Source organism: Paraburkholderia sp. Ac-20342 (genome assembly GCF_017104985.1).
Taxonomy (GTDB): Bacteria; Pseudomonadota; Gammaproteobacteria; order Burkholderiales; family Burkholderiaceae; genus Paraburkholderia.
In genome coordinates, this window is sequence record NZ_JAAGPQ010000044.1 from 32,995 (window position 1) to 53,332 (window position 20,338).

16 protein-coding genes are annotated in these 20,338 nt (G+C 65.8%); 6 read left to right on the forward strand and 10 right to left on the reverse strand.

The window, feature by feature from the left end; genetic code table 11:
- Positions 1 to 117: 117 nt before the first annotated feature.
- The 3 genes from G3N58_RS19495 to G3N58_RS19505 all read right to left on the reverse strand — a co-directional run bounded on the left by G3N58_RS19495 (position 118) and on the right by G3N58_RS19505 (position 4,428).
- Entirely contained in the window at positions 118 to 2,094 is a 1,977-nt protein-coding gene (locus tag G3N58_RS19495) for a response regulator (protein ID WP_167038403.1), read from the reverse strand.
- Between the two features lie 113 nt (positions 2,095 to 2,207).
- Positions 2,208 to 2,708, reverse strand: a complete 501-nt coding sequence (locus G3N58_RS19500) for a response regulator (RefSeq protein WP_167038405.1) — start codon at positions 2,706 to 2,708, stop codon at positions 2,208 to 2,210.
- Between the two features lie 109 nt (positions 2,709 to 2,817).
- Complete coding sequence (locus G3N58_RS19505) at positions 2,818 to 4,428, reverse strand: ATP-binding protein (RefSeq protein WP_205999962.1); 1,611 nt, start codon at positions 4,426 to 4,428, stop codon at positions 2,818 to 2,820.
- 372 nt (positions 4,429 to 4,800) lie between these two features.
- On the opposite strand from G3N58_RS19505, the gene G3N58_RS19510 reads away from it, so the two are divergent.
- Positions 4,801 to 5,292: a hypothetical protein gene (locus G3N58_RS19510; protein WP_167038409.1), complete on the forward strand. Its 492-nt coding sequence runs from the start codon at positions 4,801 to 4,803 to the stop codon at positions 5,290 to 5,292.
- A gap of 390 nt (positions 5,293 to 5,682) precedes the next feature.
- Here the strand turns inward: G3N58_RS19510 and G3N58_RS19515 are convergent, their stop codons facing one another.
- Positions 5,683 to 8,229 carry an AsmA family protein gene (locus G3N58_RS19515; RefSeq protein WP_205999963.1) on the reverse strand — a complete coding sequence of 849 codons (2,547 nt, stop codon included), beginning with the start codon at positions 8,227 to 8,229 and terminating at the stop codon, positions 5,683 to 5,685.
- Between the two features lie 318 nt (positions 8,230 to 8,547).
- Here G3N58_RS19515 and G3N58_RS19520 point away from each other — a divergent pair, with 318 nt between their 5' ends.
- Both G3N58_RS19520 and fetB read left to right on the forward strand, forming a co-directional pair.
- The gene (locus tag G3N58_RS19520) at positions 8,548 to 9,249 is read left to right on the forward strand and encodes an ATP-binding cassette domain-containing protein (RefSeq protein ID WP_205999964.1); all 702 of its coding nucleotides are present in this window, start codon (positions 8,548 to 8,550) and stop codon (positions 9,247 to 9,249) included.
- Positions 9,246 to 10,049 carry an iron export ABC transporter permease subunit FetB gene (gene fetB / locus G3N58_RS19525; RefSeq protein ID WP_205999965.1) on the forward strand — a complete coding sequence of 268 codons (804 nt, stop codon included), beginning with the start codon at positions 9,246 to 9,248 and terminating at the stop codon, positions 10,047 to 10,049. Before G3N58_RS19520 ends, fetB begins: the two co-directional genes overlap by 4 nt.
- Before the next feature lie 104 nt (positions 10,050 to 10,153).
- Here the strand turns inward: fetB and G3N58_RS19530 are convergent, their stop codons facing one another.
- Both G3N58_RS19530 and G3N58_RS19535 read right to left on the reverse strand, forming a co-directional pair.
- Positions 10,154 to 10,702 carry a DUF6013 family protein gene (locus G3N58_RS19530; protein WP_205999966.1) on the reverse strand — a complete coding sequence of 183 codons (549 nt, stop codon included), beginning with the start codon at positions 10,700 to 10,702 and terminating at the stop codon, positions 10,154 to 10,156.
- Between the two features lie 304 nt (positions 10,703 to 11,006).
- Positions 11,007 to 12,023 (reverse strand): zinc-binding alcohol dehydrogenase family protein, encoded by a 1,017-nt coding sequence (locus G3N58_RS19535; protein WP_205999967.1) that lies wholly within the window; start codon positions 12,021 to 12,023, stop codon positions 11,007 to 11,009.
- 215 nt (positions 12,024 to 12,238) lie between these two features.
- Here G3N58_RS19535 and G3N58_RS19540 point away from each other — a divergent pair, with 215 nt between their 5' ends.
- Together G3N58_RS19540 and G3N58_RS19545 are read left to right on the forward strand one after the other, a co-directional pair.
- Entirely contained in the window at positions 12,239 to 13,201 is a 963-nt protein-coding gene (locus tag G3N58_RS19540; RefSeq protein WP_205999968.1) for a LysR family transcriptional regulator, read from the forward strand.
- 333 nt (positions 13,202 to 13,534) lie between these two features.
- Positions 13,535 to 15,238 (forward strand): alkaline phosphatase family protein, encoded by a 1,704-nt coding sequence (locus tag G3N58_RS19545; RefSeq protein ID WP_205999969.1) that lies wholly within the window; start codon positions 13,535 to 13,537, stop codon positions 15,236 to 15,238.
- A 283-nt stretch (positions 15,239 to 15,521) separates the two neighbouring features.
- Here the strand turns inward: G3N58_RS19545 and G3N58_RS19550 are convergent, their stop codons facing one another.
- Entirely contained in the window at positions 15,522 to 16,757 is a 1,236-nt protein-coding gene (locus tag G3N58_RS19550; RefSeq protein WP_205999970.1) for a cytochrome P450, read from the reverse strand.
- Between the two features lie 446 nt (positions 16,758 to 17,203).
- Between G3N58_RS19550 and serB the strand changes: the two genes are divergently transcribed.
- On the forward strand, positions 17,204 to 18,043 hold the full coding sequence (gene serB, locus G3N58_RS19555) for a phosphoserine phosphatase SerB (protein WP_205990489.1): 840 nt from the start codon (positions 17,204 to 17,206) through the stop codon (positions 18,041 to 18,043).
- 108 nt (positions 18,044 to 18,151) lie between these two features.
- On the opposite strand, the gene G3N58_RS34525 is transcribed toward serB, so the two are convergent.
- The 3 genes from G3N58_RS34525 to G3N58_RS19565 form a co-directional block, all read right to left on the reverse strand.
- A complete protein-coding gene (locus G3N58_RS34525; RefSeq protein WP_275691476.1) occupies positions 18,152 to 18,283 on the reverse strand; it encodes a hypothetical protein in 132 nt (43 codons plus the stop codon).
- 42 nt (positions 18,284 to 18,325) lie between these two features.
- A complete protein-coding gene (locus tag G3N58_RS19560; protein ID WP_205999971.1) occupies positions 18,326 to 18,784 on the reverse strand; it encodes a hypothetical protein in 459 nt (152 codons plus the stop codon).
- Between the two features lie 194 nt (positions 18,785 to 18,978).
- Positions 18,979 to 20,163 carry a cystathionine beta-lyase gene (locus G3N58_RS19565; RefSeq protein WP_167038431.1) on the reverse strand — a complete coding sequence of 395 codons (1,185 nt, stop codon included), beginning with the start codon at positions 20,161 to 20,163 and terminating at the stop codon, positions 18,979 to 18,981.
- Positions 20,164 to 20,338: the final 175 nt, after the last annotated feature.

The following is a 20,338-nucleotide window of genomic DNA, read 5'->3' on the forward strand; positions in this document are numbered from 1 at the left end:
TGTGTTTTTCCCGATTTTTTCTGCACGAAGCAGCCGGTATGCACCAGCCGTCGCGCCACGCGTACGCCAGCGCATGCCGAAACGTTAAACGTTACGTCAGATCAAAGCACGGACCCCTCAGCCGTCCTTGCGCGCCTTCAACTGCGCCGCGCTGTCGATCATCGTTTCGAGCTGGCCGAAATTGACAGGCTTGGTCAGATGCGAGGTAAAGCCCGCGCTCAGGCAGCGGCGCACGTCCTCGTCGGTGCCGAAGCCGGTCAGCGCCACGGCCGGCGCATCCGAATGCTCGCGGAACGCCTTGACGAAATCGAGGCCGGTGCCGTCGGGCAAGCCGACATCGCTGACGATCAGATCGAAGCGCTGCAATTGCGTCGCGGCGAGCGCGTCATCGACGCGTCCGACCACCGTCACCTCATGGCCGAGGCTGTGGATGAGCTGCGCCATCACCTCGGCGGTATCCGCGTGATCTTCGATCAGCAGCACGGTCAGCGGACTCGCCGGCTGCACGGTGCTCGGCACCACCACGGGCCGCGCCGCGGCGGGCGCGGCCGCGGTCGGCAGCGTGATCGTGAAGGTCGCGCCGCAGTGCGGGCCGGGGCTCTGCGCGATCACGCTGCCGCCATGCACGTCGGTCAGCGCCTTGGTGATCGCGAGGCCGAGACCGAGGCCGCCGAATTGCCGCGTCATATTCTGGTCGCCCTGCTCGAACGCATTGAACAGCTTGCCGATCTGCTCCGGCTCGATGCCGATGCCGGTATCCTCGACCGAGATCTGCACGTGCATGCGCTCGTCGCGCGTGCGCACGTAGATGTGGCCGCCGTCCGGCGTGAACTTCGCGGCATTGCGAATCAGGTTCCACAGCATCTGTTGCAGACGCGCGCGATCGGCGAGCACGTAGTGATGCGCCGCGTGCTTGTCGATATGCACGTCCTGCTGCTTGACCTGAATCTCGCTGCGAAAGAGCTCGAGCACGCTGTCGATCACTTCGTGGACGTCGACGGTTTCGAGCGACAGCCGCAGCTTGCCGTTCGCGACGCGCGTGAGATCGAGCAGATCGTCGATGAGCCGTGCCTCGAGTTCGACGTTGCGGCGAATCATGCGCACGCTGCCGCGCGCCTGGTCGGGCAGATCGGGGATCATCTCGAGCACGCTCGCGCCCGCGAGCACCGGCGTGAGCGGCGTGCGCAATTCGTGCGACAGCATCGCGAGAAAGCGGTCTTTGGCGCGGTTCGCTTCCTCGGCGGCCTGGCGCGCGGCCTGCTCCGACGCGAGCAGCCGCTCGCGCTCCTCGATCGCCTCGCGCTGCGAATGAATGTCCGTGCAACTGCCGAACCATTTGCTGACGTTGTGCTCGGCGTCGCGCATCGCCACCACGCGCACGTCGAACCAGCGGTACTCGCCATCGTGACGGCGAATCCGCATCTCGTGGCGATAGTCGCCGCTCTGGCTGGCGACGGCCTTGAGCCAGCTGCAGCGAATCTCCTCGCGATCGTCGGGATGCACCGCGTCGAGCCATGCGAGACCGTGAGCGGGACAGGGCTCGGCCATGCCCGTGTAGTCGTACCACTGCTTCGAGAGGAAATCGCAATCGCCGGCCGCGTTGCAGGTCAGCACCAGATGCGGCAGCGCCTCGGACAGCGTGCGGTAATGCAGCTCGCGATCGCGCAACAACCACGCTTCGTCCGAGGCGCGTTGCAGCCGCACCTGCGACAGCACGCGCTCGACGGCCTCGGGCAGATAGTCGAGATAGTCGCCGGACTTCGGCACCACGTCGGACACCCCGGCGCGCAGCGCTTCGATCACGCGCGATTCGTCGGTGAAGCCGGTCACGAGGATCGCCGGAATGCGCACGCCTTCCGCGCGCAGGCGGCGGAAGAAATCGAGCCCGGTCTCCGGCCCGCTCAGCTGATAGTCGAGCACCAGCAGATCGGGGGCGCCGTTCGCGAGCCGGTCGCGCGCGGCCTCGATGCCGGCGCAGATGGCCACCCGGCAGCCGGCGCGTTCGAGCGACTTGCGCGCGAGCCGCAGGATACCTTCGTCGTCGTCGACGACGAGCACATAGGCGGCATGCGGCGTGGATACTTCGTCGGTCATGCAGGTCTTCTCTGGCTAGGTTCGGTGCTTATCTTGTCACGAATGGCTTTCGGTCAGCTTCATGCGGCCTGTCCACGGACTTGTCCCATAGACCGTGGGCGCCGGCGGCCGGGTCAGGACGGCGCCAACCGATGCCCCGGCGGCAGCTTGACCACTTGCAGGAAAAAGCCGAGCCGGCGTACCGCTTCGATGAACACGTCGTATTCGACCGGCTTGCAGATGTAGACGTTGCAACCGAGCTCGTAGCAGCGCGCGATTTCGCGCGGATCGTCGGTCGTGGTCAGCACGATCACCGGCACCGCAGCGGTTTCGGGCGCTTCCTTCAGACGCCGCAAGACCTCGAAGCCGTCCACGCGCGGCATTTTCAGATCGAGCAGCACGACGAGGTTTTCGAGCGTTTCGTGCGGCGGAAAAGGATTGCCGTCGGTATCGCGCGGGGCGCCCGCGGATGCCGGGCCGAAAAAATAATCGAGTGCCTGCTGGCCGTCGCGAAAGCGCACGAAACCGTTCGAAATGCCGGCGCGACGCAAATTACGCTCGACGAGCGTCGCATGGCCGTCGTCATCTTCGATCAGCACGATGCTGACCGTTTGCGCGTGACTCGCGTGACTCATATGCTCTCCCTGCTGAACCGTGCCGGCGACCGGTCAGGCTGACTGCTGCCGACGTTCGCATCGCTTCTGTGCTGCGTTTGTGCAACATTTGTGCTGCGTTCGTTCTGCCTCAAAGCCGTATCGGCTGCTCGGGCAGCACCACGAAAAACGTCGAGCCCGCGCCTTCGGCCGACTCGACCCATACGCTCCCGCCATGCCGCTCGACCGTGCGCCGCACCACCGCGAGGCCGATGCCCTCGCCGCTCGCCACGTCGCCATGCAGACGCTGGAACGCGCGAAACACCTTCGACAGATACGCCGCCGGAATGCCGAGCCCGTTATCGCGGACGTAATACGTGCGCATGCGCACCGCGCGCGGCTCGCTGGCGTCGACGGGTTCGAGTTCGAGCGCGCCGATCTCGATGCGCCCGCGCCGCGCCGGGTCCAGAAAATTCAGCGCATTGCCGATGAGATTGCCGAAGATCTGCTCGACCGCCGCCGGATCGCCCCACGCGGGCGGCAGATCGCGCACCGTGACGACCGCCTCGCGCTGACTGATCGTCCCCTGCAGCGCCTCGACGACCCGGTCCACCGCACGCCCGACGCTCACGCGCTGCCACTGGTATTCGAGCCGGCCCGCGCGCGAAATGCGCAGCAGCGCGTCGATGATCGACGCCGCGCGCGCCACCGCGGTGCGCAGATAGTACAGCGACTCGCGCACGTCGCCATCGAGAATGTGCTTCATGCGGTGCTCTTCGCTCGCGGGCAGTCTGGCGCTCGCGACGATGCCGTCCAGCTCGTCGCACGAGACGTGCAGCTCCTTCGAAAAACCTTGCAGGTTCACGAGCGGCGAGCGCAGATCGTGCGACACGCTGTAGATGAACATTTCGTTGTCTTGCGTTTCCTGGCGCAACTCGTCATTGACCGCCGCCAGTTCGTGCGCGCGCGCTTCGAGTTGCGCCTTCAGCGCAGCCTGCTCGGCCTCGGCCTCGCGCAGACGCGCCTCGGTCTGATGCAGCACGACGTCGAGCGCGGCGATTTCGTCGCTGCCCGAGAGCGGCGCCGCGAGCGGCCGCCCACTGCCGAGACGCTCGGCATTATCGGTCAGCACTTCGAGACGCCGGCCGATGCTGCGCGCGAACACGATCGCGGTGGCCGCCCAGATCAGCATCGAGCCGAACACGGCGGCGATCAGCGCGTATTGCTGGCTCTCGCGCCGCTGCGCGAGCGCGATCGAGCGCTCGACGTCGAGCCGCGACGCCTCGGCGCCGAACGCGGCCAGCTCGTCGCGAAACCCGGCGACCTGCTGCGGCAATGGGCCGCTTTCGAGCGCGAGGTAGGGGCTCAGACTGCGGCGCTCGTGCAGCGCCTGCGAGATCGCGACGCTCTGCTCGCGGTAGGCGTCGATCGCGCGCCGCATGTTATGCACGCGCTCGGCCTGCTGCGGCGTGTCGGCGACCAGCGTGTCGAGCTTCGCGAGCCGGTCGCTGAGGTCGACCCACACCGCGCGGCGGTCGATCAACGAAGCGTCGCCGGTCACCATGGCCGTGCGCACGCGCGCCGCCTGGCGCAGCAGCGGATCGACGATGGCCGACGACTGGTAAAGAATCTGCTTGCTGTTATCGACCCATTGCGCGGCCTGCGCGGTCTGCTCCTGCGTATCGAAGACGATGCCGAGCAGCGCGAGTTCGACCACGCTCGGCACCGCAATCAGCAGCAGACCCTTGGTGAATAGTTTCATGTTCCCGCAAGCGCGTTCAGACGGCCGTTTAAACCGTGGCGGCTCGCGCGCGCCCGTCGCGCCCGCGATGCTGGCGCAGCGCGACCAGACGGGCCATTATCGACGTGAATTCGAGATATTTCAACGTAGCGTCAAGAAGCGCTCTCGCACACAAAAATGACTTTTTTATTGGCACGGGATGTTTTTTCGGCGCCTCGTGAGTCTATGATGGAGAGAACATGTGCTGGGAAGCGAAAGCGCGCAGCAAGGCGATTCGGCATGATTCGTGCGGGAAACGGTGAGGCGACGCAGGCAGTCGAATCATCGTGAATCCGGCCTTCTCGTATGCTATAAAAGATCGACGTGCGGCGCGCGAAAGCCGGGAGTGGTCGCATGAGGACGCAGCGTTTCTTGCAATTCTTTTTCAGGCGAATTTTTATGTCCTTCCCGAAAAAGCGTAGGCGCGCGAAGGTGGACGGCGACGAGTCGTTCCTCGCGGTCCTACGGCATTTCAAGCCGTTCGGTCAGCTCGACACCAAGATTGCGCGTGCCCGCTCGCAAGACGAGCCGGTTCTCTATGCGCATGTGCTGCCCGGGCTCGACGTGCTTCTGTGCAGCGTACGCGGCGCGCAGCCGCCCTATCCCGCGCCGGCCGAATTGCGGCGGCGCTGCATCGAATCGATCACCAACGCACTGGAACAGCCGCTCGACGGGCTCGAGAACGGCGGCTACTGGTACGAGGCGGATGGCTTCGGCTTCCTCGTGTTTGCCAGCCGCGCGCGCAGCAAGATCCTGACCGAATTCGGCGCGACGCGGGCCGGCACCCGGCGCGGCGTGCGGCGCCTCGATGCGGCGGGAGACGCCACGCCGCGTTCGCTCAGGTAGCGTGCTCGGGTAGCGTCTTTAGCGCGACACGTCAGCCAACACTTCGGGCTGGCGAAGGTCAGGGCTACCGGCGTGGCGCGGCCGGCTGTTGCGTGCTGGGGTTTTCCCGCGTTGCCGTTTCTCTTATCGTTCCTCTTCGAGCAAGGCCGCCGTGTCGAACACCGCGGCCTTGTTTTTCTCTTTCGCTGTGCTCTGTGTCCTGCGCCGCAGCCTCCGGCCGAAACCGTGACGGTGCCATCCGATAGCCGTGCGTCCCTTGCTCGCTCATGGCATCATCGACATGATCGCGCGCGGACGGCACGCTGATCGGCCACGGAAACACGACACCACGCCCACCGCCCACGCTCCATCTCAACCCGTGCGCGGGCCAACTGCATAGCAGCGACGCCATCAGCTGCCCTTGTATTCGGCGGCGGTCGCGGGCGGCAGCGTCACGGGCTTGCGATCCGCGCCCCGCTGCGAGCGCGGTGCGGCCGGCGCCGCCGCACCGCCCGGGGACTTGCCGGCCGGCGCGCCATCGAGCGAAAGCGGCGCCTTCGGCTGCTGGCGGACACCCGGCGGCGGCGCGGTCGGCCGCTGCCTGACCTGCGCGAGCAGTTCGCCGCACGGCAACGGCTTGTTGTTGCTCGGCGCGAGCAGCGGAATCAGCGCCGCAAACGGGTTGATGAGCCCGAGGCCGATCGCCGCGCCGCCGCGCAACGCGAGCGCGGCCGCGTCCACACCCACGTGCGGGTCCTTGAAGGTGCCCTTCACGTACAGCGGCGAGCGCAGCGAAAAGACCCGGAAACCCTTCGTATGCGGATGCACGCCGAGGTCCAGCGTCTCGTCGCGCAAGCTCACGTGACCGTCGATGTTGATGACCGCGTCGTCGGTATCGAGCGCGAACACGCGCGGTTCGAGCACGCCATTGGTCGCGACGAAATCGGCGGCCGCGCAGTTGATCTTCACGTCGCGATTGCCGAACAGCTTTTCATAGACGACATTCGCGACATTGAGCCCCGCCGCTTCCATCAAGAGACGGCTCACGGTGCCGTCGGTGACGAGCGCCTTCACCTCGCCGTTCGAGGTCGCTGCGAGCGCCGCCGGCGAGTTGCCGGTCGCGGACAGCGAGGCATCGCCGTTGACCTCGCCGAGCGCGTTCTGCATCGTCTTGAAGTCCGGGAACAATTGCTTGAGCTTCAGATGCCGCGCCGAGGTCGAGAAGCGGCCCTTCAGCGGCGTCGCGCTGCCGTCCAGATGAATGTCCGAGGCGAGCGAGCCGCCTGCGACGCCGAACTTCAGCGGTTCGAGCGACAGCACGCCGTTGCTAAGCACGACGTGCGTGTAGAGGTCCGTGATCGGCAGCTTCGAACTCTTGACGATGCGCCGGCCCGTGAACTTGACGTCGGCGTCGATGGCCTTCCAGCGGTCGGTGCGGAATTCCTCGACCGGCAACACGCGGCCGCCCGGCTGCGCGGTGGCGTCGCCGCGCTTCGCCTTGCTCGCATTCGAATCGGCGCCGATCACGGGCGCGAGATCGGCGAACTGCAACAGATGCGAGACGAGTTCGCCCTGCAGCAGCGGACGCGGTTCGCGCGCCGTATAGGTCAGCGAGCCGTTCAGATCGCTGCCGCCCACCCGGCCCGTAAAATTTTCGTAGGTAAAGACGTTGCCGCCCGACCTGAAGTGGCCGATCAGATGTCCTTCGGTCGCATACGGCGGCGTGTCGGGCAAGGTCACGCCGGTCAGCGCATAGAGCCGCGCCATGCTGTTGCCTTGCAGCCAGAGGCGCAGATCGAGCGCGGCGAGATGCGCGGGATCGCTGATCGTGCCGACGAACGCGACGTGCAGATCGCCGGCCTTCACGTCGGCCTGCACCGGGAACGGCCGGTCCGCGTCCTGCAGCGCGAGCACGCCGCCGACCTTGCCGCTGCCCGACACCGGCGTCTTGTTGTAGCTGCCTTTGACGGTCCACGCGATCGCGTAGAGCGGCGTCGCGCGCGGGGCGGCGGGGACGCTCGCGGCTGAGTTTGTTTCGGCTGTCGCTACACTAGCGCCTGCGCTTGTGCTTGTACCCGCACCGACACCCGCACTCGCGCCACCGCTCGCCCCGGTCGCCAAGGCACCGCTCTCGGCGGGCGCGCCAGAAGTCGCGGACGTGGCCGCCGCGCCCGCTGCCCCGTCAGCCCCCGATACCGCCGACGCATTCGCCGCAGCCGCCGAAGCCGCCGCCTCGGACGCCGCCTTCGCTTCCGACGCCGCCTGCGCCTCGGCCTGCGCAGCGAGCCTGCTCGCGCCGGCCTTGCCGATCGCCTGCGCCGACGCGCTGCGCGACGCCGCTTCCTGCTGCTTCAAGGCCTCGCCGAGCGGAATCGGCTGACCGAGCGTATCGACGGCCATCCGCAACTCGACCTTCATCTGCTGATCGGACAGCGCGATATTGCCCTTCGCGAACGCGATGTCGTGCAGATCGAGCGTCCATTCGGACGGCCCGCTCGAGGACGGCAGCTTGAAGGTCCAGTTGTTGCGCCCGTCGAGCATGCGTTCGAGATCGACGGACGGATTCACGAGATTGATCGCCGGGATCACGATGTCGTGCGCGAGCAGCGGCAGCACCTCGACCTCGAAGTCGATCTCGTCGAGCGTCGCGAATTGCGGCTGTTTGGCCCAGTCGGGATTGCCGAGCGTGATGTTGGCCGCCGAGAAGCGCGGCCAGGGCACCCAGCCGCGCCAGCCCGTTTCGCCGGCCGGCTTCTGCCAGCCCACCTTCAGATCGCCGTTGATCGCGAACGGCCGGCCGATCGCCTGCGTCACCTTGTCGTTGATGTAGGGCCGGGCGCGATTCCAGTCGAAGCTCAGAATGAAGATGACGAGTGCGGCAATCAGGATGACGAGCGCCGCCAGCAGCCATGCGATGATTTTTCCGATCCGTCGTCCGATGCTGCTCGACACTGCCATTGAGAGGCTCCGCGTGTTGTTCTATGTTGTCGGGCAGCAGATAGCGTGCCCGGACGTGAGCGATGAGTCGCCCTGTCTGTCGCCTTGTCTATCGCGGCGCATGCGTCTGAGCCGGCACTTGTGTTCGTTCTCGTGCCTGCGTTTTCGCTTGTGTTTGCGTTTGCGTTTGCGTTCGACCTTGCCGTTTTATCATGGCGCACGGTTCGGCGACAGATTGCTCTGCAGATTGCCGCTCGCGCCAGCCACAACGCACCACGCACACTTCAAGCACACATCAAATAACGCATCGTGCCTCACGCTCCCCACCCCGATCCAACCATGCCCGACGTTCCCCTCGTTCTCGCCGACGGCATCGCGCGGCGCGATGCGCAGCGCGCGCAGACGCTGTTGCAGCCGACCACCTTCGCGCTGCGCGCCGGCGAGCGCGTCGCGATCACCGGGCCGTCCGGCTCGGGCAAGAGCGTGTTCCTGCGCGCGCTCGCGCTGCTCGATCCGCTCGATGCCGGGCGCATCCTGTGGCATGGCGCGCCGCTCGGGCGCGCCGCGCTTCCGCGCTACCGGCGCAACGTCGCGTATATCCGCCAGCGGCCCGCGCTCGTCGACGGCAGCGTCGAGGACAATCTGCGCTATCCGTTCGAGCTCGGCGTCTATCGCGACGTGCGCTTCGATCGCGAACGCGCCGCCCTGCTCGCCGAACAGGCCGGCCGCGGCAGCGACTTTCTCGGCAAGCCCGCGAGCGAGCTGTCGGGCGGCGAAGCGCAGATCGCCGCGCTGATCCGCGTGCTGCAACTCGCGCCCGAAGTACTGCTGCTCGACGAGCCGACCGCTGCGCTCGATCCCGCGTCGTCGCTCGCGATCGAAGCGCTCGTGGAAGCCTGGTTCGAGGCCGCACCGGGACGTCACGCGTCGGTGTGGGTCTCGCACGATCTCGCGCAGGCCGCGCGCATGAGCGGCCGGCATCTGACGATGCGCGCCGGCGTGCTCGAAGAAGCCACCTCGCCCGAGGAGTCGCCTCGATGAGCCTGCAGAATCTGGGTTTGTGGGACGTCGCGATCGCGGCGCTGCTGATCGTCGTGAACGGCGCGGTGTCGGTGTCGCTGAAGCTCGATCTCGAACGCAAGCTCGCGTGGGCCGCGGTGCGGACCGTGGTGCAACTGCTCGCGATCGGCTATGTGCTCGGCTGGGTGTTCCAGTACGACCGCTGGTACGTCGTGCTGCCGCTCATGATCGTGATGACGCTGATCGCCGGCTTTGCCGGCGCGCAGCGCGGCAGCCGCACCTATGCCGGGCAACGCGCGGACAGCGTGCTGTCGATCTGGGTCAGTTCGTGGCTCGTCGCGGCCGTGGGGCTCTTCGTCGTGATCCGCATTCACCCGTGGTACGAGCCGCAATACGCGATTCCGATTCTCGGCATGATCCTCGGCAATACGCTGACCGGCGTCTCGCTCGGCATCGAACGCATGACCGAGGAGCTGACCGCGCGGCGCGATCGCGTCGAGATGGCGCTCGCGCTCGGCGCGACGCGCTGGGAAGCGGCTCAGGGGCCCGCGCGCCAGGCGGTGCGCGCCGGCATGATGCCGACCCTGAACCAGATGGCGGTGGTCGGCGTCGTGAGCCTGCCCGGCATGATGACGGGCCAGGTGCTGGCCGGCCAGTCGCCGTTGCAGGCGGTGCGGTATCAGATCGTCATCATGTTTCTGATCGCCGCGTCGTCGGCGTTGGGCACGGTGGGCGCGGTGCTGCTCACGTACCGGAGGCTCTTTTCGGCGGAACACCAGTTTCTGCCGGCGCGGCTCGTGGAGCGCGCGGCGAAGCGTTAGGCGAAACGTTGGGCGAAGCGGTACACGAAGCGGCACGCGCGGGCCGAGGCGGACCCGCGTTTGCGGTTCACGCGGTCAGCCCCCGCTCCAACCCGCGAAGCCGATCAGCGCTTGGCGCTGATCGCCACTTCGGTGCCGTCGCTGAGCGTCAGCGTTTTCGTGGTGCCGTTGACCGGCATCGTGAAACGCACGATCTGGCTCATGCGGACATCGTTCGGACACTTGAGCGTCTTGCCGCCGCTCGTCACGCTCTTGACACCGCGCGGCGTCTGCGCCTGGAAGCTCAGCTGCACGTTCGCGGTGCCGTCCTTGGCGACGACCGGCGCGAAGCGGATCTGCGTCTGCCGGATCATCGCGCCGTTCGCGTCGAGCGCCAGCGACGCATAGTTCGGGCACGTATCGGTCGCGGCCACGGGACCGCCCGGCGGCACGGTCTTCCAGGTGAAGTCGTCCGATTCGCCGGAGCGGATCGTGCGGGTTTCCTGGGAATTGCCGAATTGCTTCGACGTGACGCGCACGGTGTAGCGGATCGGACCGTCGAGCGCGGACTGGGACGTGACCGTGATCGGCGTGGCGGCGTGCGCCGCCGGTACGAGCGCGCAGGCGAGAGAAGCGACAACGGAAACGGCGGAGAGTTTGAAGCTGAAGCCCATACTGTCACCTCGTTGTTGTGCCGCTGCGCGCCCGCCTTCGCGCGACTGCCCGCGCCCTGCCCGGCTGGATCGAACCGGTGCGGCCGGCCAGCCTGGCCGCGGGACACGCAACCGTTCTGGAGCATGATGCACCGCCAGTCTAACGCCAAGCGCGACGCCGCGCGTGTCGCGCAAGCTCGGGTGTTAACCCGCTTGCGGTGCGGCGGTTTCTGCGCGTGTCGGGCCGGCGCGGCGAGGCGTCATCTCGCTGTCATGGTCAACGCGTCGCCGTCCGTGCCCGACCCGCTCGAATCGAATCGCCGGATCAGAACCCGCTCAACACCAGTTTGCCGATCGCGCGCCCCTGCTCGAGCTGCCGGTGCGCGCGGCGCAGATTCTCCGCGTTGATCCGGCCGAGGTTCTCGCCGAGCGTCGTACGCAGCGTGCCCGCATCGACCAGACGCGCGACCTCGGTCAGCAGCTTGTGCTGCTCGATCATGTCAGGCGTGCCGAACATCGAGCGCGTGAACATGAACTCCCAGTGAAACGCGGCGCTCTTCGCCTTCAGCAGTTCGACCGGCAGCGGCGCGGCGTTTTCGACGATCGTGCAGATGCCGCCCTGCGGCTTGACCAGTTGCGCGGCAGCCGGGAAATTGCGGTCGGTGTCGTTGAAGATCAGCACATAGTCGACCTGCTCGACGCCGATTGCCTTCAGTTGCGCGGGCAGATCGCCGAAATGATCGACGACGTGATCGGCGCCCAGCTCCTTCGCCCACTTCGCCGATTCGGGCCGCGACGCGGTCGCGATCACCTTGAGCTTCGCCAGCTGTCTGGCAAGCTGGATGCCGATCGAGCCAACCCCGCCAGCGCCGCCGAAAATCAGTACCGTGCGGCCCGCGTCGGCGCCTTGCGGCGACACGCCGAGGCGGTCGAACAGCGCTTCCCAAGCGGTGATCGCGGTAAGCGGCAACGCCGCCGCGTGCGTGAAATCGAGCGAGGCCGGCTTGTGCCCGACGATGCGCTCGTCGACAAGATGAAACTCGCTGTTGGCACCCGGCCGCGTGATGCTGCCCGCGTAGAACACCGGATCGCCGACCTTGAACAGCGAGACCTCGGGCCCGACCGCGACGACCGTGCCGGCGGCGTCCCAGCCGAGCACGCGCGGCGCGTTCTCGACGGTGTCCTTCGGCGCGCGCACCTTGGTGTCGACCGGGTTCACGGAAATCGCTTCGACCTTCACGAGCAGATCGTGTCCGCTTGCTTCGGGTTGCGGGATCTCGACATCGACGAGCGCTTCGGCGTGATCGATCGGCAAATAACGGTAAAGTCCGATGGCTTTCATGGCTGCTCCGGGGGTTCGGTTGAAGTGAGTGAAGTGAAATGAAGTGAGGTTGGGGTTCTGATTCGGCTTCGGTGAGGACAGGAACCGGCCGCCGCTGCGTTTCGTGTTTCGCACCGCGTGCCGTCACCGCCGAATCCATGAGCGTCATCGTAGGCGGGTTCTTATTCTGATAAAACAGTCATAATGACTGAAACATTTTTTTGATTTTCAGAATAATGAATACCCCAACTTCCACTGACCGGGCGCTGCCCGGCGAGCGCGCGCGACTCGATCTGCTCGACGTCGCGCTGTTCGTGCGCGCGGCGCTGCTGGCGAACGTGTCGGCGGCCGGGCGCGAGTTCGGCCTGTCGGCGGCGGTCGCGAGTTCGCGCATCGCACAGCTCGAAAAACTGCTCGGCGCGCGCCTGCTGCATCGGACCACGCGCCGCATCAGCCTCACCCAGGACGGCGAAGTGTTCATGACGCGCGCCGAGGCGCTGCTCGACGCGGCCGCTGCCGCGCGCGCCTCGGTGGGCCGCGCGCAGACCGAACCGCAAGGCCGCCTGCGCGTGACGATGTCCTCGTCGTTCGGGCGCCAGCATATATCGCCCGTCATCGGCGAATTTCTGCGCCGCTATCCGGGCGTGAGCCTCGATTTACGGATGACCGATCAACTCGTCGATCTCGTCGACGCGGGCATCGACGTCGCGATCCGGGTCGGCGCGCTCAAGGATTCGTCGCTGGTCGCACGGCGCCTCGCGGCGAACCGCCGCGTGCTGTGCGCCGCGCCCGCGTATCTCGCCGCGCATGGCACGCCGCACCATCCGTCGGACCTCGCGCGGCACGAGTGCATCATCCTGTCGGATCAGCGCGACTGGAGCTTCGTGACGCCGGCCGGCACACTCGACGTGCGGGTCGGCGGACGCCTCGCGACCGACAACGGCGAGGTGATCCGCGACGCGCTACTCGCCGGCTTCGGCATCGCGCTCAAATCGACATGGGACGTCGCGCCGTATCTGCGCAGCGGCGCGCTGGTCAGCGTGCTCGACAGCTATCCGCTCGCCGACGACGTCGCGATCTGGGCCGTGTATCCGAGCCGTGCATTCGTGCCGCCGAAGACGCTCGCGTTCATCGACTTTCTCGCCGCGCATTTCGGCGATCCGCCGTATTGGGATCGCGAGCCGGATGAACGAGGTTAAGGCGTGGGGCTGAGGTGCGAGCGAAGCGGCCGTGTGGGTTCTGCCGAGTCGCTACCGGAACGCTTACCGGGTCCCTGCAGAAGCGACGCTATTCGTCAGGACTGTCAACCGCCAAACCACTACGCCGCACGCTTGACCCACTCCATCGCAACGCGCCGTATACCAACGACCTGCATCGATCTGTCAGCCTGCCCAATCAGCCTGCCAATCTCGCGACGCCCCCACTCGTAACATTGTGTAATTGAAAGTTCGCGTTCATCGCTCCGCCGCAATACGCTTGCAACATTCACCGCGCTTCACAGGACTTCCCCCAACCAGCAAACGAGGTGAACGATGAAAGCAATAAAAAAATGGTCGACTGGTCTGACGGCGCTCAGCGCGGGCGTGCTTGCATTGAGCGGCGCCTTCTCGCCCGCCCAGGCCCACGACCATGACCATGACCATGGCCATGGCCATGGCGAAGGAGACGCGGGCGTCAAGCATGTTCTGCTCATCAGCTTCGACGGCTTGCACGAACAGGACGTCGCGCGCTGCATCGCCGGCAATACCTGCCCGAATATCGCGCTCCTCGCCAAATCGGGCGTCACCTACACGAACGCCTACACGCCGGGCCTCTCCGATTCGTTCCCGGGCCTCGCCGCACTCGTCACGGGCGGCTCGCCGAAGTCCGCCGGCCTCTTCTATGACGTGTCCTACGACCGCACGCTGTACTCGCCGAGCGACACGAGCTGCACCGGCAAGCAGGGCTGGAACGTCGTGTTCGACGAAACCACCGGCATCGACGGCGAGAACGGCGGCCCGCTCACGCACCTCGACGGCGGCGGCGCATTCAATCCGCAAGCCATTCCGCACGCGCTCGTCAACGGCCAATGCGTGCCGGTCTATCCGCACAACTACGTCAAGACGAACACGGTCTTCGAGGCGGTCAAGCAGGGCATGCACGGTGCGCGCACCGCATGGGCCGACAAGCACGCATGGGGCTACGACTGGCTGAACGGACCGTCGGGCCATGGCGTGGACGACCTGGCCCGCACCGAGATCAATTCGATCGACCCCGCGACGAACACGTACTACCTCGACACGTATACGCACACCGAGAAGTTCGACGACTACCACGTACAGGCGCTCATCAACCAGATCGGCGGCATGGACTCGACGGGTACGCACAACGAACCGGTGCCGACGGTGTTCGGCGCGAACTTCCAGACGCTGAGCGTTGCGCAAAAGGCCACGGTAGCCAGCGGCGGCGGCTATCTCGATGCCAGTTTCACGCCGGGTACGCAGGTGGCCGGCGCGATCACCTATATCGACAATTCGCTCGGCCGCGTGGTGGCAGCGCTCAAGCAGCAGAACCTGTACAAGTCGACGCTCGTCATCGTGACGGCCAAGCACGGCCAGTCGCCGACCGATCATACGAAGCTCGTGAAGAACGGGGACACGCTGTCGAAGCTGCTTGAAGCGAACAACTACCTCGACCCGAACGGCAACTTCGGCCAGAACAGTACGAAAAGCGGCAACCTGAACGACGGCACGGGTCTCGTCGACACCGGCATGGTGCAGACCGACGACGTGGGCCTGATCTGGCTGCGCGATCAATCGCAGCGCAACGCCGTGATCCAGACGCTCGAGCAGAATCTGTCGTGCAATGCGCCCGGCATCTGCGCGGACGGTCCGCAGGCTTACATCCTGTCCGGCAAGCAACTGGCGGCGCGCTTCGGCGATCCGGCGCAAGGCCGTACGCCCGACATCATCGTGCAGCCGAATCCGGGCGTGATCTACACGTCGAGCACGGCGAAGGATGAAGAGCACGGCGGCAACGCACCGGACGACAGCCACCTCGGCCTCGTCATCGGCTACCCGGGAATGCATGGCGCCGGTCGCCAGATCGACGAGCGCGTGCTGACGACGCAGGTCGCGCCGACCATCCTCGCGGCGCTCGACCTCGATCCGCGCCTGCTGCATGCGGTGGTTGCCGAAGGCACGCGGACGCTGCCGGGGCTTCACCTGAAGCAGGGTGACGAGAGAGACGATAAGTAATACGCCGTAGTGCGCCTGGCCCGGTGCTTTTCGCGAAGTGCCGGGCCTGATTATGTGTGGTGCCTGGTGGGGAATCGGTTGCGGCGTGCCGCGAGTTGGAGCACCTGAAGCACCTGAAGTACCTGAAGTACCTGAAGTACCTGAAGTACCTGAAGTACCTGAAGTACCTGAAGTACGAGCGCGGCCGGTGTCCCGAAGTTCGCGTTCGAAGTCCTCTCACACCTGCTTGCCGACATTTCGCGGATTGCTCCGCGGCTCGCGCCCCGTCACGCCGCACCGCGCATCACGGCTCCAGTTCGACCGGCACCGCCGCGAAGCCGCGAAACCGCACGCGCCCGCCGCGCGTCGGCACACCGTCGAGCCGATAGTCCGGAAAGCGCTGCACGAAGCGCCCCATCGCGATGCGCGCCTCGAGCCGCGCGAGCGACAAACCCGCACACTGGTGAATACCGAAGCCGAACGCGAGATGCCGGTTCGGGTCGCGGCGAATATCGAAGCGATCCGGTTCGGCAAACTGCTCGGGATCGCGATTGGCCGCGCCGATGCACAGCGTGACCGGCGTACCGCGCGCGACCGCGACGCCGCCGATTTCGGTGTCCGTGGTGCTCATACGGTTGCCGAGCTGGTTGGAACTCTCGAAGCGCAGGCACTCCTCGATCGCCGTATCGATCAGCGCCGGCTCGCGCAGCAACGCGGCGCGCGCGTCGGGCCATTCGGTCAGCGTGACGAGACCGTTGCCGATCAGGTTCGTGGTCGTCTCGTGCCCGGCGTTGAGAATGAAAATACAGTTCTGCAGCAACTCCGCTTCCGACAACTGTTCACCCGGTCCCTCGCCCTGAATCAGCCGCGTCAGCACATCGTGCTGCGGATCGCCCGGCTCGCGGCGGCGTCGCGCGACGAGTCCGCGCAGATAGTCGACGAACTCGCTGACCGCGCGGTTGCCGCGCTCGAACTGCGCCTCGCTCAGCGACGGTTCGAGCGCGCCGAGTATGGCGAGCGACCAGTTGCGCAGCGGCGCGCGTTCGGCATGCGGCACGTCGAGCAGATTGCCGATGATCTCGACCGGAATCGCCGAGGCGAACTCGCCGATCAGATCGATGCGCCCGCGCTGCGCGGCCGCATCGAGCAAGCTGTCGACGAGCCGGATCAGCCCCGGCTCCATCGCCGCGATCGCGCGCGCGGTCAATGCGCCGGCGATCAGCTTGCGCACCCGCGTATGACGCGGCGGATCGTTGAACACGAGACTCGTCGTGTGATGCGCATAGAGCGGCGAATCGCCGTACTTCGGGCGGAACTCGACGGTCTTGTCGGAGCTGAAGGTCTTCGGATCGCGGTAGACCGCCTGCACGTCGCGAAAGCGCGTCAGAAAGAGCGAACCGTCCGGCATGCGCTTGACCGGCTCGCAAGTGCGTAGCGCGTGGTAGACCGGATAGGGATCGGCATAAAACGCCGGGCTCAGATGGCGCAGATCGAAGTCGCGGGCAAGAGAGGCTGCGTCGCGGGCGGTCGCCTGGGTCATGCGTTGTCTCCGTGAAGGCGTCTTGTTGCGCCCCGGTTGATGCGGCTCGCACCGATACGTCGCGATATTGCGTTGTGCGTCGCGATTCGTGGTGACTCGTCAGGATTCGTCAGGATTCGTCAGGATTCGTCAGGATTCGTCGCAATTCGTCGCAATTCGTCGCAATTCGTCAATACACCGCCGCGATCCTGGTCCGACTGGTTGCAGCGGCTTCGTGCGCCAATCGCCGCACGTCGCGATTCGCTTTCGCCCTGACACAACGGCCAGGTGCAGTCGCTTCGGTGCATGCGCTCGATGCGCCAGTATGAACCGCGCGCTACCAGATTGCACGCCGGCCGGACTGCCGCATGCGACGGCGCCGCGCGCGGAACCGCTACAATAGCGGGATTTTCCGCGCGCGCCGCGCGGCCACTGATTCGTCCATCTATTCGCGTCACCGGTCGTCCATGAACCTCGTCATTCAAAGCACCGCGCCCTTCTCCGCCGACCATCACAAAACGCTCGTCGCGCTCGCGCGCGGCTCGCAGGCTACCATCGTCGACGCGCACGCCATTCGTATCGCCAATGCGCACCTTTCTCAGCGCGCCGACATCGAGGTGTATTGTCAGACACATCGGCTCGATTACGCGTTCGTCGACGCCGGCCGCGCGTTGCGCGACTTCGGCCTCGTCGCAATGGACATGGACTCGACGCTGATTACGATCGAATGCATCGACGAAATCGCCGACTTCTGCGGGCTCAAGGCCGAGGTCGCGGCCATTACCGAGGCATCGATGCGCGGCGAGATCAAGGACTTCAACGAAAGCCTGACACGCCGCGTCGCTCTGCTGAAAGGGCTCGACGCGAGCGCGCTCGAACGTGTTTACGAGGAGCGGCTGCAACTGTCGCCGGGCGCCGAAACGATGCTTGCCGGCGCGAAGCAGGCCGGTCTGAAAACGCTGCTCGTCTCGGGCGGCTTCACGTTCTTCACCGAAAAACTCAAGGCACGCCTCGGCCTCGATTTCACGCGCGCGAACACGCTGGAAATCGTCGACGGCAAGCTGACCGGCAAGGTGCTCGGCGAGATCGTCAATGCCGACGTCAAGGCGCGCACGCTGCGCGAGACCTGCGCGACGCTCGGCATCGAACCGTCCCGCGCGATTGCGATGGGCGACGGCTCGAACGACCTGAAGATGATGGCCGAAGCGGGACTCTCCGTTGCGTTCCGCGCGAAGCCGGTGGTGCGCGAAGCCGCGAGCGTGTCGTTCAATTGGGTTGGGCTGGATGGCTTGCTGCGGCTGTTTTGAGGCGGATGCGTTGAGGCTGTGTTTGGGGTTGCATTGCGGTTGCATTGCGGTTGCGGTAGCGCGTCGGGACACCAGCCACCGCGCTAACAAGCCGGGCAGGCCACAGGGTTATCTGCTGAAGGTGCCGGGCAGGAACGCCACAAACATGACGATGGAAATCAGGATGCTGACGATCAGCCCTCCTTTTACGATGCGCTCATGATTTTTGTCCGATCCCAAGGACAAGATAAATTGCTTCATCAGTTCCTCCACAAGAAGGAATCAGTATAAACGCTGCACTATCTAAAAAAAGTGATTCAGGTGCATGTGCAGGAATGCGAATAGAAGGGCCACCAGCCAGGTCATGGCAATCGATGCGCCTATCGCGACACGCGAGAATGCGCCATCCGCATGCTCCCTCTGCGCGTGACCCTTCGTTGTGCCCGAACCGTCGTGCCACGCCTTGAGCAAGCTCGACGTCACAACCATGGAACCCACGAACGCCAGCCCGCAAAACCCGACAATCCCGAGCGCAAGCAGCGACGTTTCCCGACTGCCCTGCTCCAATGCCGCCACCGCCTCGTAGATCGCGGCGGCACACAATCCAATCGCACACCAGAACAGTTGCCCGTCCTTCACCGACGCCGCAATCAATCGCCACGAAACGCGCCAGCCATACGCGGGCGCGACGAGCGCAAGCGTGAAGAGCGGGCCCGCAATCGGCACGGCAAGATTCAGCAACATCCAGAAGAAAAGATTCATCGAACCTCACGCGCGCCGCAATCGTTGATCGGAATGCACATCATCGTAGCGGCGCCGCAAGGCGTCGGCCATTCGGCCGAATGGTCAGGCTTGCTGTCCCGTTCGAGCGAGTCTGCGCCAATAAAAAAACCCGCCGGGAAAGATATCCCGGCGGGTTTCTCAAGCGTAGCCGCGGCGAATCAATCCCTGGCGCGTCAAGCCAGCGCAGCAAGACTCTGTTCGATGTCCGCGCGCAAATCCGCTTCTTCCTCGAGGCCGATATAGAAGCGCACCAGCGTGCCGCGATGCGGCCATTGCGCCGCCGTGCGCATCGACACGATGTCGTACGGCATCGCGAGACTATGTGCGCCGCCCCAGCTCCAGCCGAGCGAAAAGAGTTCGAGCGACTCGCAGAACGTGTCGATCCGCGCCGCGCTGTAGCGTTCGTCGAACACGACCGAGAACAGGCCGCCCGCGCCCGTGAAATCGCGCTTGAACGCCTCGTGCCCCGGACAATCGGCGAACGCGGGATGCAGCACCGCGGCAATTTCCGGCCGGCTCCTCAGCCACGTGGCAATCGCGAGCGCCGCGCGGTCATGCTGCGCGAAACGCAGTTGCATGCTCGGCAGGCTGCGCAGAATCAGCGAGCAGTCGTCGGACGAAACGCCGATGCCCATGCGCATGCGCGCCGCCTTCAGCTTCAGATGCAGTTCGCGCTCGCGTGTGATCGTCGCGCCCATCAGCACGTCGCCGCCGCCCGACTGGTACTTCGTCAGCGCCTGCACCGAGATGTCGACGCCGTGATCGAACGGCCGGAAGGCGAGCCCCGCGGACCACGTGTTGTCGATCGCGGTGACGACGTTGCGCGCGCGCGCCGCCGCCGTGATGGCCGGCACGTCGGGCACTTCCATCGTCACCGAGCCGGGCGCCTCGATCCAGATCAGGCGCGTGTTCGGCTGGATCAGACCGGCAATGCCCGCGCCGATCAGCGGATCGTAGTAGCGCGCCGTCACGCCGAAATCGCGCGCGAGCCAGTCGCCGTGATCGCGGTTCGGCGAATAGACGTTGTCGGGAATCAGCACGTCGTCGCCGGCCTTCAAGAGACCGAAGTACACGTTCGAAATCGACGACAACCCCGACGGCTGCAACAGCGCATGATTGCCACCCTCGATCGCGGCGAGCCGCTGCGCGAGCGCGATCTGCGTCGGCGTCGCGTGCAGGCCGTAGCGCCATTGCTCGTCGTTTTTCCAGTCGAGCGCGCGCATCGTCGCGAGATCGGGAAACACCACCGTCGACGCTCGCGTGACCGGCGTCGAGAACGACTCGAAGCCCGGCGTGATACGGTCCTCGGCGCGCACCGTGCGGGTTTGCAGACCGCGTTTGAGTTTGGATTGGGTCATGGTGAAGTTCGGTGAGAAAACGGGGAATGCCGGGCCAATGCGACGGCCGCGCCGTTGCGTGCGGTGCGTCGGCTACGCGAGCCCGGACACGCCAAGCGGCTCGCGTCGGACGCGCGATGCGAGCCGCGTGCGCGGGGTGAGCGGCCGAGGCGGCCCGAGCAGCCTACGCGACATA

Excerpts from the sequence above, each read along its gene's own strand:
- G3N58_RS19495 (WP_167038403.1), bottom strand. The coding sequence starts at position 2,094 with ATGACCGACGAAGTATCCACGCCGCATGCCGCCTATGTGCTCGTCGTC.
- G3N58_RS19500 (WP_167038405.1), bottom strand. The coding sequence starts at position 2,708 with ATGAGTCACGCGAGTCACGCGCAAACGGTCAGCATCGTGCTGATCGAA.
- G3N58_RS19505 (WP_205999962.1), bottom strand. The coding sequence starts at position 4,428 with ATGAAACTATTCACCAAGGGTCTGCTGCTGATTGCGGTGCCGAGCGTG.
- G3N58_RS19510 (WP_167038409.1), top strand. The coding sequence starts at position 4,801 with ATGAGGACGCAGCGTTTCTTGCAATTCTTTTTCAGGCGAATTTTTATG.
- G3N58_RS19515 (WP_205999963.1), bottom strand. The coding sequence starts at position 8,229 with ATGGCAGTGTCGAGCAGCATCGGACGACGGATCGGAAAAATCATCGCA.
- G3N58_RS19520 (WP_205999964.1), top strand. The coding sequence starts at position 8,548 with ATGCCCGACGTTCCCCTCGTTCTCGCCGACGGCATCGCGCGGCGCGAT.
- fetB (WP_205999965.1), top strand. The coding sequence starts at position 9,246 with ATGAGCCTGCAGAATCTGGGTTTGTGGGACGTCGCGATCGCGGCGCTG.
- G3N58_RS19530 (WP_205999966.1), bottom strand. The coding sequence starts at position 10,702 with ATGGGCTTCAGCTTCAAACTCTCCGCCGTTTCCGTTGTCGCTTCTCTC.
- G3N58_RS19535 (WP_205999967.1), bottom strand. The coding sequence starts at position 12,023 with ATGAAAGCCATCGGACTTTACCGTTATTTGCCGATCGATCACGCCGAA.
- G3N58_RS19540 (WP_205999968.1), top strand. The coding sequence starts at position 12,239 with ATGAATACCCCAACTTCCACTGACCGGGCGCTGCCCGGCGAGCGCGCG.
- G3N58_RS19545 (WP_205999969.1), top strand. The coding sequence starts at position 13,535 with ATGAAAGCAATAAAAAAATGGTCGACTGGTCTGACGGCGCTCAGCGCG.
- G3N58_RS19550 (WP_205999970.1), bottom strand. The coding sequence starts at position 16,757 with ATGACCCAGGCGACCGCCCGCGACGCAGCCTCTCTTGCCCGCGACTTC.
- serB (WP_205990489.1), top strand. The coding sequence starts at position 17,204 with ATGAACCTCGTCATTCAAAGCACCGCGCCCTTCTCCGCCGACCATCAC.
- G3N58_RS34525 (WP_275691476.1), bottom strand. The coding sequence starts at position 18,283 with ATGAAGCAATTTATCTTGTCCTTGGGATCGGACAAAAATCATGAGCGC.
- G3N58_RS19560 (WP_205999971.1), bottom strand. The coding sequence starts at position 18,784 with ATGAATCTTTTCTTCTGGATGTTGCTGAATCTTGCCGTGCCGATTGCG.
- G3N58_RS19565 (WP_167038431.1), bottom strand. The coding sequence starts at position 20,163 with ATGACCCAATCCAAACTCAAACGCGGTCTGCAAACCCGCACGGTGCGC.